This is a genomic window from Sulfurovum sp. AR (assembly GCF_000296775.1).
In the GTDB taxonomy this organism is placed as follows: Bacteria; Campylobacterota; Campylobacteria; order Campylobacterales; family Sulfurovaceae; genus Sulfurovum; species Sulfurovum xiamenensis.
Window position 1 is genome coordinate 1 of sequence record NZ_AJLE01000009.1, and the last position, 15,354, is coordinate 15,354.

Below are 15,354 nucleotides of genomic sequence, written 5' to 3' on the forward strand. Positions count from 1 at the left end.
TGTCATTGTATCTGCTTCTACTGTCGCAAGAATAATGTCTTCAGGCTGGATCTTATCACCATTTTCAAAGAGGATGATATCCACACGGTTTGTCAAAGTAAACCAATCAACTAGCGTAATTCGGTCTGTTAGTTCAGCTCCACTCTTTCCTTCTTCTTTAAGAGTCAGAACAAGACTGTTTGCTTCTTCAGTGATAATAACATCGGCCATAGAAATACCCGCACCAAAACTCAGTGTATCCAGACCCGAGGCATCAATGATAACATCTGCGCCGTCGCCTCTGTTGTAAATATAAGTATCATTACCTGAACCACCTTGAAGCGTATCATTTCCAGTTCCGCCGTTTAAGATATCGTTTCCATTACCACCATTAAGGATATCATTCCCGGCACCAGCATTAAGCACATCATCTCTACTATCAATTCCTGAGATTTCATCATCTTTTTCTGTTCCAATAGAGCTGACAATTTCATCGATACTCATCTCCGTTCCATCACGGAAAGTAAGTAGCTCGACTCGTGAATCCTCCAAGAACCAATCACGTACCATAATCTTGTCATTTAAGTTGTAAAATGTCTTACCGTACTCTTTGATACCTATGACCAAAGTATTGCCGTACTGTTTAAAGACGAGGTCATCTTTTGTGATACCCTCACCAAAGTTGATATTATCAGATCCGTTGGTATCATGAATAAGGTCTTCCCCATCACCGCGATTAAAGATATAGGTCTCATTACCTGAAGTATCTCTAAAGTAATCCGACCCTTGGCCACCTTCAATGATGTCATTCCCTGCACCTGCATTGATATCATCATCCCCGCCGGCACTTTCTATACGGTCATTTTGAGCCGTACCTGAAATGATATTGTCTTCATTTCCATAGACATAATAACGTTTGGATGTCCATGCATCGCTAAAAGTGATCGGAGCGAAGACTTCATCCTTATTGATAAGCATCTCTTCACCGTCACTAAAGATGATCTTCTCTATTCCACGCTTAGGGTCTTGCCAATCTTTGATCACGACAATATCTTGAAGCGCTTCATACGTCTCGTTCGTGTCGATAACCTTGATGATAAGGTTAGCTCCGTTCACACCGATCTGTACATCAGTTCTGTTGATGTCTGAGGTAAACATCAAAGTATCGTTTCCAGCCGTGATCTCGATATCATCATTAAGGGCAGTATCATCGATTACAACCGTGAAATTACCGCGGCTGTAGACATAAGTATCGTCACCTCTATCTCCACGTAATATAGAACCCGGTTTAGCAAACAATGTGTCTTCGATATTGACATTGACAAAGGCCGAAGCGATATTGTCACTTACCCAGCTTGTCCCATCTGCAAACTCAAAAGTTTCGATATTATTATTGACTTTAAACCAATCAGAAATGATAATGGAGTCGGAAAGTTCATTGAAGTTCTTACCGACTTCTTTAATACTGACGATAAGATCATACTTATCTTGTTTAACGATAAGATCATCTTTTGTAATACCCACACCAAAACGCAGGACATCCGTTCCAGCCATATCCAATATCTCATCCAAACCGTCACCTCGGTTAAACAGATATGTATCATGACCGATACCACCTCTTAATGTATCATCTCCTGCCCCACCAGTGATCGTGTCATTACCTGTTCCTGCATCGATCGTGTCATTACCAGCACCACCAGAAAGTGTATCATCTCCTGCAGCTGAGTTGATGATGTCATTTCCTTCACCGCCGTCAATGACATCATTGCCGTCACCTGTAACGATTCTGTCATCTCCACCCAAAGCATTGACCGAAACATCATCATTTCCAAAGATCAGATAATCATCACCCTCCGTACCGCCTTGGATCTCATCTAGACTCAATTGCGTACCATCAGCAAGAAGGAGTTTTTCTACACGGTTCTCTACATTCAACCAGTCTTTGATACGAATCACATCTGTAAGGTCCTCAAAGAGCACACCGACTTCTTTAAGCGCAATAATAAGATCAGACCCTTCTGCTTTGACAGCAAGATCTTCTTTAACGATACCAAGACCAAAGACCAAAGTATCCAAACCGCCATTACCTTGGTACTGATTGTTCGAACCGTATCGATAATCGTCATAGATCGTATCTTTACCGTCTCCACGATTGTAGATATAAGTATCATCTCCTGCGCCACCATATAGACTATCGGAGCCTGTACCGCCCTCAAGAGTGTCATTTCCACTACCCGAACGTAATGCATCCGTACCGGCTCCACCGCTTAAGGTATCGTTGCCGGCTTTTGAGTCAAGTGTATCATTACCATCACCACCGTCGATGACATCATTCCCCGCACCAGAGATCACAAGATCATCCCCGCCAAGTGCGTTGACATTAACAGCAGAATCGCCATAAACTAGGTTGTCATTTCCTTCTGTTCCCTGCTGGATCTCATCAAGACTGATACTTGTTCCATCAGACAGAAGAAGATTCTCGATTCGGTTGTTGGTATTGAACCAGTCTTTTAAAGTCACCTTGTCACTAAGTTGATCAAAGGTCTTTCCGTCTTCTTTGAGACCTATAATAAGGTCATTCCCATTTGCTTTTACAGCAAGGTCAGTTTTCAAAATACCTTCTGCAAATACAAGAGTGTCTGTACCTCCATTTCCTTGCCTGCTTCCGCTATAACGGTAATCGTCATAAACTGTATCCTGCCCGTCTCCGCGTCCAAAAGTATAAGTATCGTTTCCTAATCCGCCTTCAAGCCTGTCTATTCCTGCTCCACCGCTTAGACTGTCATTTCCGCTTCCTGCTTGAAGAAGGTCGTCACCTGCTCCACCACTGAGTACATCATTCCCAGCATTTGAGACAAGAGTATCATTACCCACATTTCCTTCAAGTGTATCATTACCGCTTCCTGTTGTTACACTGTCATTCCCCGCCAAAGCATCAAGAACGGTGTCCGTATCTCCGTAAACAAGATAGTCATTAGCATCGGTTGCCTGTTGTATCTCTTCAAGAGAGACTTCCGTTCCGTCAGAAAGCTTGATATGTTCGACTCTGTTGTTTGCGTTCAGCCAATTTGTAAGTGTAATGACATCACTCAGTTCAGCAAGTGTTTTACCATCTTCTTTGATCGCAAGCACTAGATCACTGCTTCCCGGTGTGACGATGGCGATAAGATCAGCCTTAGTGATTCCTTCACCAAACTGTAAGGTGTCATCTCCTGCATTGGCTGAATAGTTTCCATAACTATACGCATCGTAGATCGTATCTTTTCCGTCACCTAGATTAAAGACATAGGTATCATTTCCTGCTCCACCATATAGTGTATCTGATCCTTCTGCTCCGCTTAGAACGTCATTTCCATATCCGGCATCAAGAACATCATTTCCAAGACCACCGTCTAAGATATCGTTTCCGCTACCTGCACTTAAGCTGTCATTTCCTTCGCCACCTATTAGCGTATCATTTCCACTTCCGCCATCAAGAGTATCATCTCCCAGTCCGCCATCAAGAGTATCGTGTCCATCTGCTCCAGTCAAGGTATCATTATCTGCGCCACCGCTTAAGCTGTCATCCCCACTACCGGCATTCAGGTTATCTGCACCTGTTCCACCACTTAGCGTATCGTTCCCTGCCCCTGAAGAGACTGTATCGTTTCCTGCTCCACCTTCAATCACATCGGCACCACTTCCTGAGGTCACGACATCATTGCCATCTCCTGCATCGATGGTGATTCCGCTGTCACCAAAGACAAGGGCGTCGTCACCCACTGTTCCTACTTGAAACTCGTCAAGAAAGATCTCTGTCCCGTCAGATAAGATAATGTTTTCCAAACGGTTTGCAGCATTTTTCCAGTTTTTGATCGTGATCGTATCACTTAGCTCTTCAAAAGTCTTACCTGTTTCTTTGAAACCTATCACGACATCGCTGTTCTCCTGGGAAAGAACGACAATGATGTCATCTCTAGTAATACCAGCACCCAATTGAAGTGTATCTACCCCTGATGCATCGATGATCGTATCTTTACCATCTCCAAGGTTGAAGAGATACGTATCATTCCCGCTTCCGCCATCAAGGGAGTCATTTCCAAGACCACCTGTGAGGATGTCATTTCCAGCATTACCTTCAAGAATGTCATCGCCAGTTCCACCGTCAATCGTATCATCACCGCCAAGACCACGGATCGTATCATCTCCGCCTTGTGCATTTAGCGTATCGTTAGCATTAGTAAGGTCAACATTATCGCTTTCATCAGAAACGAAATGTGCATTGATAATCGCAGAGACATCTAATTTACGGCCATCCGAGAAAACGATGTCTTCGATGCGATGCCCTGTATTCTTCCAATCTTTCAACGTCACTACATCTGTCAGATCTTCAAATGCAACACCAACCTCTTGAACCGCAAGTATCAGGTCCGCTCCAACAGATTTTAAGATGATATCTTCCAGCGCAATGCCCTCTCTAAAACGGAGCAAATCATTTCCGCCACCATCATAGATGGTATCCGACCCGTCACCTTTTTCATAGATATAGGTATCGTTAGCACCATACCCGAGAATAGTATCATTACCTTTACCTGAAAGGACAGTCGACCCTTGAGCCAAGATTGTCTCATCTGCATCCGTGCCCATAACCAAAGAGCGTTCATTACGAACACTTTCTAAGGAGTTCATGTCAAACGTGTCCAGACCATCTCTGTAAAATGCTGTACCATCTGTCTCAAACACACGTGCATTGATCGATCCGTTTAAAACAGAAGAGATAAAACTCTTTTCAAAACTCTCATTAAGGCCTGCAGTGATAGTGCTATGACTGAAATTCAAAGTATCATCTGCCTTGAGGTTTTTCATCATCTGTGCAAGGTAGAGTTTATCCTCAAATCCAGCTGTATCACTGTTCAAATACGCTATAGCACTATTATAAAAAGCGACACTGTCTGTTAAGACAAATGTATCTGTATTTACGCTGTATTCTAAGCCGACAAGATCGTCTTGATAAAATGCTTCGATCGAGAAGATCGCTTGATAGCGATTAAACAAGATGCTGTAATGTCCGTTAATATAACTTGTTATATATCTACTGTTCGTCATAGACAGATTCTGTGCATTACCTGCTTTTAACAGTTCGGCATTGCTTATAAGTCTATTCTCGATTCTAGGAGTAGAAGCGCTTTGAGCTATAAACTTTTCAAGTATCCATACTTTTTTATCGATATCTGACACAGTCGGTGCTTCATCAAGTCCATATTGTGCTTGAAGTTCTTGCTGTTTTGCAGTGTATCCTGTCCAGCCTTCCAGATAAGCTTGAAAACTTCCGGATACTTTTGAGATATCTAGAGTATAGTCAAGTGTAAGGTTTTTAAATGCCTCATTCATGTTATAACCGTAGAAACTGTCAAGTACCAGTCCATACCCTCTTAGATCGGGAAAATCATTCGTGATCGGGTCTACAGTAAAATCAGGAATATCTTCAGGGCTTATATCCGTTATTCTCGTATCGAACTGCAGTTGAACATCTGCTGCCAGTTCAAGATCACCTTGTAGGTCCGTATAGTGAGAAGCTTCGCTGATCATGTTACCATTTATATTGATATCTGTCTCAATAGCACGAAGGTCTATGGAAGAGATGCCTGCTTCGCTTAGGCTTTTAAGTTCACTCTCTTGAGAACGTCCATCCTGATTTTCATCCTGCCACACCTGCAAACGGTTATATAGTTCATCACGTCTGTCTATTCTGAAGTCATGATTACTGTCAGCTATCTCTTTGAGTTCTTCGAATCCGCTCTTAGAGAGATTTCCAAAGACTTCATCAACACCGTCAACCCAGCCATCTTCATCTTTATCATAGACAAGTATCCCGTCATTGGCTTCAACCCAGCCTACCTGCTCACGTATACCATCGCCTGTAATATCAAAGAATGCTGAAGAGTCTGCTAGATTCTGCGTCGAGATCAATCCATCTTGATCAAGGTCAAGGACTAATGGATCACCCCTTCTAATAGAATCATCAGGATCATAATCCGGTACTTTACCTGGGTCTCGTTGTGGTGTTCCGTCATCATTAGTTCCGTCATCATCAAGAATAGTTACTACACCACTACCATCAGCAATACCAACTTTATTTTCTGTTTCACCCCACGTCCAATAATCAACGATACTAATAGAAGTTGTAGTATTTGGTTCTGGTTCAGTATCACCGTACCAATATACTGGAACAGATATACTAGTCGTATGTGCCGGTATTACATAGTCATTCAAATCAGACATAGTGATATGTAGGTCTTCATTTAGTGCATTGCTCAGAGAAACTGTTACACTGGTATATTCAATATGATCATTACCCTCAGCACTTCTCCCATCTGAGACACTTAAAAGATATAGCGTCGGTTCAGTCGCACCATCATCGGCAGGATCAGTGTCTCCACCTCCTGTACCACCACCAGCTGCACCAGAACCATCATCATTATTCGGATCGGTAGGATCGATAGGGTCTGGAGGGATAATAATTCCAAAATCACCGCTATTAAAATTTTTTACGGTAAAGTATTTCCCTGTAACATCATTTCCCGTTCCTGTACGTTCCATAACAGTCAGATCACCACCATTATAATGATAGAGAAAACGACCATCACTGTATAGGTTATTTATGATTTGACCATTGTCAGTACGCGCATACCCTAGTTTATTCAATCCACGTGTATCGTGCCAAAGCCATTTACCATTGAAAGAGAAGGTTCCACTTCCATCACTATCATCAACAATATCTTGATCATTAACACTATAGTAGTCATAGCCATCACCACCCATAAGTGTATCTTGTTTATCAATATCTTCTTTGTACTCATAGGTATAATAACCATTATGGGCTATCCGTTTTAGTTCTCCACCGACAAGGTGGTCATTTTTATCTCCACCACGGATGGTATCTTCACCTTCACCCCCTACAAGTAAATTATAGCCTGTATAGCCTGCATTATCATCTGTTAGGTCTTTTTTTCCTCCATAGATAATATCGTTGTCAGCTCCTCCATAAATATGGTCTATTCCTTCACCTCCTATAAGGGTATCAACTCCTCCTCCTCCATAGATAGTGTCTTTTCCACCATAGCCATAAATAGTATCCCCATCATCTGTCTTATTGCTACTTTCACTACCATCAGAATTATCGCCATAAATAGTATTATTCCCATCGCTTCCATAGATGGTGTCTCTTCCATCTCCACCGTAGAGTCTATCATCTGAAATACTACTATGCTGCTCTAACTTATCTGCCCAGAGAATGTCGTCACCCAATTCACCATACAGGGTATCTCTACCTTCCCCTCCAATAATAGTATCATCTCCTCCACCATTCTCAGCTAATGCATCTTTTAGACTCTCGGCAAAACTATATTCATCAAAATAACCATCACCTCGTAATATATCATCGTTATCTCCTCCATCTATATAGTCATCACCTGCTCCACCGACAAAGCTATTTGACAATTGATTTCCAAGTAAGGAAACATTATCGCCATCATTTAAGTTTGTACTTCTATTTTTACCAGTAAAAGAGTCTGCTCCAGCTGGAGTCCAATTATTAAGACGAGAATACCCTCGCCTTTGTATATCTGGATTATTACTTAAACCAACCATATTTCTGAAATCTCTTGATTTATTATACATATTTTCATAACTTGCCGTAGGTTCTTGTGCATACATTTCTTGATCAGATACACTCCAATTGTTTTCTTGACCTAAAAGCATACGTGTCAATAATTCCATATCTCCATTCGCCTGTCTAGCTGCTTTTGCTAAGACTGCATTCCGAAGTTCATCTTTATCAGTAGCATCACCTATACCAAGTAAATCCAGTATAGCATGTCCCAATTCATGTACTGCTCCAACCATATTATCATATTGAAAAAATGTAATCTTTCCATCAACCGACAATACAGGAACCCGACCCCCAGATCCAGTCTTAATTACCAAAGAAGGTTTTGGAGGATGTCCTGAATAACTTGCTCCCCCATTAGTTGCCTCTTCTGTAACGTCGATAGTATATGTTTGACCTGGATTCTTGCTTTCCCAGTATGCTACTGCATCTTTCAGTAATTGAGCTTCTTCATTTGGAATTTGTGGGTATTTATTTATGAAATCTTGAATTGTCATTTGTTTTCCTTGTTTTATTTAATATAAAAATCTAAACGCGTACCATCGTCTAAATCATTTGCTGTTCTTGTATTTAAAAAATAAGATTTTGAATAATACAACTTCCCATTTTTGTCTTTAGCTAATAACATAAGAGTCCCCTCTTTATAAAACCTCGTCAGCACCTTTAAAGGTAAACGGGAGTAATTGGAAAATTTTGCAAAAAATATTAATGGAAACTTATTACCCGTATATAGTAGTGCCACTGACTCTAAATCTTTAGAAGAAAGTATTTTTATTCCTGTTTTATAATTAACTGACTTCAAACATTGTTCTTCATACCAAAGACTTTTTGGCATTGCATTTAAACTTTTATTACTGCACATCAGCTGTATACTATTACCTACTTCAGATTTTTTCATTTGCTCAGTTTTATCTACACCATAAAGCAATTGAATCACTTCTTTAATAGTAGTTGCAGTCCATACTTTTTGATCAACACCATTAGACAAAACATTTGTAACTTCAGGATATAAGTGTTTTTTTGAAATCATATTTTCTCTAAAAATTTCACAACTTTTTTTTACTTTTTTATCATGATTATCTATAATTTCATATTCAATTTTTTGTGCATAAGGCGAAAAATCTTCAAAATTGAAACGCACTCCTTTGTATTTAAAGTTTATAGGATCACCAAAAGATATATTTAAAACATCTGTGTTGGAGACCTTAGCTTTAATATTTCGGATAAAGCTAATACTATTTTTGTATGATGTTTTTTTTAATATCCGTTTAGGCTTCACTCTTATATATGCCATCGAAGTCATTCCATCTTTTATTTTAGTTTGACACTGAGCAAAATTTTTTTGATCAACTCCTACATTTATATTTTTCCCAACACATTCATTTTCTTGAGCATAAAGCGCCGTCCATAACAAAATCATTATTGTTATTACAACATTTAAGGCAGATCGCAAATCTACACTTTTATTTTTCATTATAAATTCCTCTCACACATCGAATTAGATTCTTGTTGCACATAGAACAGATATTTCCGCTTCTTTTGATAGCGACATTAAGATAAACCATCTCGCCCTCTTCATCTTTTGCCCAGAAGACGGATGGTGACAAGTTGGGAAAACGCTTTGGGTCCATGTAGTATCTGCTGATACCGTCTATCGTGAAGTCAATGACTGCACTTTCTAAAAGAATGGACTGATATTCATTGAGTGTAGGCACCCGCCAGTCTGTGTATCCTGCCCAGTTGAGTTCTGCGCAATAAGCCTGCGCCTCTTCTGCAGTAGGTTTATCATGACGGTTTTTTAAAGTTTTTCTCTCCCACATCAGACCCTTGTCTGCCTTAGTAAGTGCTATGAGATCATTTGAAGGAGCTTTTTCTTCTGTCTGCTTAGTTGGTATCGAAAGCATCTTAAGTACGGAGCTTGGTGCATTGTATTCTTTTGCCAGGTCATACGCCGTTTTTCCAGAGCGTGTCTGGATGCTTTTATCAGCACCGTTATCAAGCAGGAACCGTGTCACCTCTTCACTGCTGACCCCAACCATCAAAGGCGTGTACCCCCTGCACTTTTTGTTGATAGAAGATTGTGCACCGTGTTTCAGTAGTGTCTTTGCATTCTCTAAAGAGCCGTAGTTTTGTAAAGCGTTATTACTGATGGAGGAATGAAAAGGAGAACAAGAACTTTTTGATATACGGTTAACATCACCACCTTTGGATATGATGTATTTCAATATTGCAGGGTTTTTACTCATAGCCGCTTTATGTATAATACCAAACCCCAAGTCCGACTCGGCCTGAACATCGGCGCCATGCTCAACCAACAAAACAACGATCTCTTTGTCATTTAAACCTGCTGCACTATACAGAGGTGTAAACCCACCTTCAAACCTCTCATTAATATTAGCACCCTTGGCAAGTTCGGTTTTTACAGTGGTCAAATCCTGTGCATCCACAGCTAAATAGAGTTCACTTTTTTGCGCCATCAGACTCAAAGGCAAAAGCAATAAAAATAAGAGACATAAGTTAATACACATTTTTTTCATAAGGTTCCCTATAACCCAAAAATATTTTCTAACCTTTATTATCTATAAATTATAGTAATAATTACAATTAATATTAAAATAATAGTTGTCACTATAACTAAATCAAAATATAATCACTACAATTTTATTTAAGAAAAATTTAATTAATTTTTAATATTACTTTAAGTAACACTTTAAATAATACTTTACTATAATTTAAAAAAGATTTTTTAATTAATAAGAATAAATACTACTCTTTTTATAAGTTTTTAATTTCTGTATTATGCATAAGTCATTGAGTTAGAAGTTCTTAGAATACTTTATGTGTTACCTTTGGATAAATTTATTGTATTTTATAAAATTTTAAAATAATTTTTATTTAAATTTCATATCAATGACATTTGAGTTTTGCTATGCTCTTTTTCGATATTAAATGAACGGAATAGATATGAGACTTAATAGTTTAATAAAACTGTTAACATCATTATTTAGAAAGCTAGCATGATATCCATAGAAATAATTTTATAAAGAGGAATAGACATGAAAAGCATCTTAATGATAAGAACAATAGTAAGCATTCTAAGTATATTCACTATTATTGGTTGTGGTGGCAGTGGTACTTCAGGAGATACTCTTCTAAATACAGCAGTACAGCAACCTTGTACAGAAACAGTTTTTGACTGTACTACGGAATTTACAACAGCAATGATCTCTGGACAATCAATCTATGAATGGAATGATGCCAATGATGATGGTATCGCAACAAAAGATGAGTGGCTTCGTGCTACATTCGAAAGTAATGGGAATCTTCTTTTTGAGCGCAATGGAACAACTGAAACTGTCGGTAGCTATACTGTAGTAGATGGGAAAATTATTGCAACAACCATTGATGGTGACAAAACAATCATACTAAATGCTGCAAGAGCTACAGAGTGGGATGTTACATTTGTTGAAGATAAAGAGTCTACAACTTGGTTTCTTGAACTTAAATATAGTTCGGATATGCTAGTGGGCAAAAGATTCTCTATCGAACTTTCTCAGACTGTAGTCGTTGAATTCACAGAAACTACTGCAAAAATTTATGATATGGATGGAATTCTTTTACGAGAAGAAGCCTATGCTATAGAAAATGGTATCCTTATTACTAATGCAGAAGGAGTACGTGACAGAAATTATCTTATCAAATTATACTCAGACGGTAGTCACTTGTCATGGTACGCAGAAGATCCGGAAGCTAATTTATATACCTATGAAGGTAATGCTTTATAAAAGAATTTCAAACATAAAAGTCCTACCTTTTAGGACTTTATGCCCCAACATCTCAATAGTACACTGTTTTTAAAAATCTGTATTCGACGTCACTAAATTAAAGACTAAAAACTTTGTATGTAATATGGGAAAATAAAATATAAAACTATATGATTTCTCTGAAAATACTTTGTATTGATATTAAGTAGTGATTATAAAAAGGATGGCCGGGAGAGGGGGATTCGAACCCCCGGAGGTGTTACCCTCACCGGTTTTCAAGACCGGCACATTCGACCACTCTGACATCTCCCGACAATTTGAAGCAAAGAATATTACCTAAAGATAGATAAATTCTAGTTGATATGTGGAGGAACCAGCCGGACTCGAACCGGCGAATAGCAGCTTTGCAGGCTGCGGCCTTACCAACTTGGCGATGGTTCCATCTATATATGGGTGGTACCCGGAGCCGGACTTGAACCGGCACGGTCACAATGACCGGGGGATTTTAAGTCCCCTGTGTCTACCATTCCACCACCCGGGCATTATTGGTACCATTCATATATTGACATTCATTTTTCATGGAGCGGGCGAACGGGTTCGAACCGTCGACCCCAACCTTGGCAAGGTTATGCTCTACCACTGAGCTACGCCCGCATCTCCATACCACTTCTAAGCATTTACTTAAAATTGGAGTGCGATTATAGCCAAAAAAGTTTTTAATGTAAAGAGAAAAACATTACTTATGCGATAAAAAGTCTATTTGCCCTCTTTTTTTTTGAGAATCATCTGCTATAATCCGTTAAAATACATATAAAAGGCTTTCTCATGAGAAGTGATGAAATAAAAGAGGGGTTTAGTAGAGCTCCACATAGAAGTCTACTGCGTGCAACCGGTGTAAAAGAGGAAGATTTTAAAAAACCGTTCATCGGTGTGGCAAATTCATTTATAGAGATCATTCCTGGGCACTTTTTCCTGAATAAAGTCGCTGAAGTGATCAAAGAAGAGATTCGTGCCAACGGCTGTGTCCCTTTTGAATTCAATACCATCGGTGTTGATGACGGTATTGCTATGGGGCATGATGGTATGCTTTACTCTCTTCCAAGCCGTGAGATCATCGCAAACTCTGTAGAGACGGTGATGAATGCACATAAACTTGATGCAATGATCGCTATCCCTAACTGTGACAAGATCGTTCCGGGGATGATCATGGGTGCTTTACGTGTGAATGTTCCTACTGTATTTGTCTCCGGGGGTCCTATGGAAAAAGGATACACCAAAGATGGTACGCCTATTGACCTTGCAACAGCATTTGAAGCGGTGGGTAAACATGAAACAGGTGAGATCACAGATGAAGAGCTTCACGATATCGAGTGTAATGCTTGTCCAAGCGGTGGATCTTGTTCAGGAATGTTTACTGCAAACTCTATGAATACGCTGATGGAAGCTATGGGTATCGCTCTTCCAGGTAACGGAACCATACTTGCGCTTACACCTGAGAGAACAGAGCTTTACAGAAAAGCTGCCAGACGTATCTGTGAGATAGCAAAAGCTGAAGAAAACGAACGTGAAAAATACCGTATGAGAAATATTTTAAATGAAAATGCTGTACGTAATGCTTTTGCTGTAGATATGGCCATGGGTGGAAGTTCAAATACGGTACTCCATATGCTAGCTATCGCAAAAGAAGCGGAAATAGACTTCAATCTTGAAGATATCAATGCGATCTCTAAGCGTGTTTCTCACATTGCGAAGATCTCTCCATCACTCTCAACTGTCCATATGGAAGACATCAACAAAGCCGGTGGGGTCAATGCCGTAATGCACGAAATGATGAAACGTGGTGATAACATCCTCATAGACAACCTGTCTATTACAGGAGAAACACTCTATGAAAAGGTAAAAGATGCAGAGATATTGGATACCAATATTATCCACACGATCGACAACCCTTATTCTGAAGTGGGTGGACTGGCTATCCTTTACGGTAACCTTGCAGAACAGGGTGCCGTCATCAAAACCGCGGGTATTACTGGAGACAGAGTCTTTACCGGTACTGCCGTATGCTTTAACTCACAGGATGAAGCGATCGAGGGTATTCTCGGTGGTAAAGTAAAAGCCGGTAATGTTGTGGTTATCAGATATGAAGGTCCTCGCGGTGGTCCTGGTATGCAAGAGATGCTCAGCCCTACAAGCCTTATCATGGGTATGGGTCTAGGAGACAAAGTTGCATTGATCACGGATGGTAGATTCTCTGGAGCAACCAGAGGTGCAAGTATAGGTCACGTCAGTCCTGAAGCGGCAGAAGGTGGTCTTATAGGGTTACTTGAAGATGGTGATGAGATCCATATCGATGTGGACAATTACATCTTGGAAGCAAAGCTTACATTCGAAGAGATCGCAGAAAGAAGAGACAACTTCAAACCTTTGGTCAAGCCATTGAAAAGTAAATGGCTAAGACAATATAGAGCCCTGGTAACCAATGCCAGTTCCGGAGCCGTGTTAGAAGCTGAATAGCACCGCATCGTCACTTTATCCCCTGTCAAGGATTTTCTTTGACAGGCCTCTTCCTCAATTCACAAAAAAACACCCTATACACTGTTTAATGTATCAAGTGAAGTCTTGATATCAATTTTCCCATCAGTGTCGACTTTAAAGGCAATGCTATAATATCCTGTAGACTATTACTCTTTTCTATGGTATGGTTTGGCATAACACTAGCACCCTTTTCATGCACTTCACCACAGCTTACGCATTGTTTCCATAGACCATTCCACGAAACATTGGTATTGTTACATTTTATACATGCATTCATGATGCTTCCTTTACACTTTGTTTATTCAGACAACAGTACCCAGCACATGTATCTTATACTGATCCACCAGGTTCCTAATTTTTATAGATAGATTTTATTCACTCGAAGGGTTATGAGGAGTACATACCCCTCATCAAAAAGAGAACGACCTATTAAGATGGTCGTCTTGCACCTTTGTATCTGTTGCTATAAAACTTTTTATCAAGACTTGTGATCACAACTTTTTTCTTTGCAGATGAAGCATGAATGAACTTATTATCTCCAAGATAAATTCCTACATGATTCACATACCCTCTACGTTTTTTAGACGTATCAAAGAAGATCAGGTCTCCTTTTTGCAACTCACTTCTTTTCACGAATTTTCCAAACTTTGACTGCCTGATCGAAGTACGCGGGATATCAATACCGATATTTTTATAGACAAACTTTGTAAAACTCGAACAGTCATAGGTATTTTTATTACCGCTTGCTCCCCATACATATTTTTTTCCCAACTTTGTTTTTGCCAGGGACGTGATTCTCTGACATTTATCATCGTCTTTGTCTTTCTTGTTTGTAAAAATATCAGTGAAGGAAAATGTTTTCGGGGTTTCTTTCTTTTCTTTCTCTAAACTGATCGTATCGAGGCGAGAAAGTGATGCCACCAACTTTTTATCTGAAGCTGGTTGCTTTACTTTCGCCACTTTATGCGTCTTTTGAGTTTGGGGGATATGCAGAACCTTTCCAATTTTAAGTATTTGACTTTTTCTAAGTGCATTGGCTTTTCTTATTTTTGTCACAGAGGTGTGATGTTTAAGGGCTATGGAAGAGAGAGTATCTCCTTTTTTTGTCACATATTTCACCGGTTTTTCAGATGTTTTTGTATAAAGGACTTTACCATTTGTTGGTACATTCAAGACCTTGCCTATCCTCAGGACAGCACCCTTTTTAAGTCCATTTGTTTTTCTTACTTTTGCGATGGTTGTATGATGTTTATGTGCGATAGAAGAGAGGGTATCCCCTTTTTTAATAGTATATTTAACCATTTGTTTCGCTGTGTGGGTAGAGGCTGTAGCTGTCATCGTGGTGAGAGATAAGGCAAATAGTAACGCATAAAGTCTGTACAATGGATTCTCCTACATCATAAAATTATAAGTAAAAATGATAAAAAT

At 39.6% G+C, this 15,354-nt stretch carries 7 protein-coding genes and 4 tRNA genes; 2 read left to right on the plus strand and 9 right to left on the minus strand.

Annotated elements, in window-relative coordinates; translation table 11 throughout:
- The 3 genes from SULAR_RS08130 to SULAR_RS08140 form a co-directional block, all read right to left on the minus strand.
- On the minus strand, positions 1 to 8,124 hold an 8,124-nt coding region (locus SULAR_RS08130), incomplete at its 3' end, for a calcium-binding protein (protein ID WP_008244910.1).
- A 14-nt stretch (positions 8,125 to 8,138) separates the two neighbouring features.
- Positions 8,139 to 9,101, minus strand: a complete 963-nt coding sequence (locus SULAR_RS08135; protein ID WP_008244913.1) for a hypothetical protein — start codon at positions 9,099 to 9,101, stop codon at positions 8,139 to 8,141.
- Complete coding sequence (locus SULAR_RS08140) at positions 9,091 to 10,164, minus strand: ankyrin repeat domain-containing protein (RefSeq protein ID WP_008244914.1); 1,074 nt, start codon at positions 10,162 to 10,164, stop codon at positions 9,091 to 9,093. The genes SULAR_RS08135 and SULAR_RS08140 overlap by 11 nt, the downstream gene beginning before the upstream one ends.
- Before the next feature lie 519 nt (positions 10,165 to 10,683).
- Here SULAR_RS08140 and SULAR_RS08145 point away from each other — a divergent pair.
- Entirely contained in the window at positions 10,684 to 11,412 is a 729-nt protein-coding gene (locus tag SULAR_RS08145; protein ID WP_008244915.1) for a hypothetical protein, read from the plus strand.
- 203 nt (positions 11,413 to 11,615) lie between these two features.
- Here SULAR_RS08145 and SULAR_RS08150 read toward each other — a convergent pair.
- From SULAR_RS08150 to SULAR_RS08165, 4 genes are all read right to left on the minus strand, one after another.
- Positions 11,616 to 11,703 (minus strand) — tRNA-Ser (locus SULAR_RS08150).
- Between the two features lie 53 nt (positions 11,704 to 11,756).
- A tRNA-Cys gene (locus SULAR_RS08155) sits at positions 11,757 to 11,832 on the minus strand.
- A gap of 13 nt (positions 11,833 to 11,845) precedes the next feature.
- Positions 11,846 to 11,932: transfer RNA gene (locus SULAR_RS08160), tRNA-Leu, on the minus strand.
- Positions 11,933 to 11,970: 38 nt separating this feature from the next.
- Positions 11,971 to 12,045, minus strand: a tRNA-Gly gene (locus SULAR_RS08165).
- Positions 12,046 to 12,216: 171 nt separating this feature from the next.
- On the opposite strand from SULAR_RS08165, the gene ilvD reads away from it, so the two are divergent.
- Entirely contained in the window at positions 12,217 to 13,905 is a 1,689-nt protein-coding gene (gene ilvD / locus SULAR_RS08170; RefSeq protein ID WP_008244916.1) for a dihydroxy-acid dehydratase, read from the plus strand.
- A gap of 85 nt (positions 13,906 to 13,990) precedes the next feature.
- Here the strand turns inward: ilvD and SULAR_RS08175 are convergent, their stop codons facing one another.
- Together SULAR_RS08175 and SULAR_RS08180 are read right to left on the minus strand one after the other, a co-directional pair.
- Positions 13,991 to 14,203: a hypothetical protein gene (locus SULAR_RS08175; RefSeq protein ID WP_008244917.1), complete on the minus strand. Its 213-nt coding sequence runs from the start codon at positions 14,201 to 14,203 to the stop codon at positions 13,991 to 13,993.
- Positions 14,204 to 14,355: 152 nt separating this feature from the next.
- Positions 14,356 to 15,309 (minus strand): C40 family peptidase, encoded by a 954-nt coding sequence (locus SULAR_RS08180; protein ID WP_008244918.1) that lies wholly within the window; start codon positions 15,307 to 15,309, stop codon positions 14,356 to 14,358.
- Between the last annotated feature and the right edge of the window lie 45 nt (positions 15,310 to 15,354).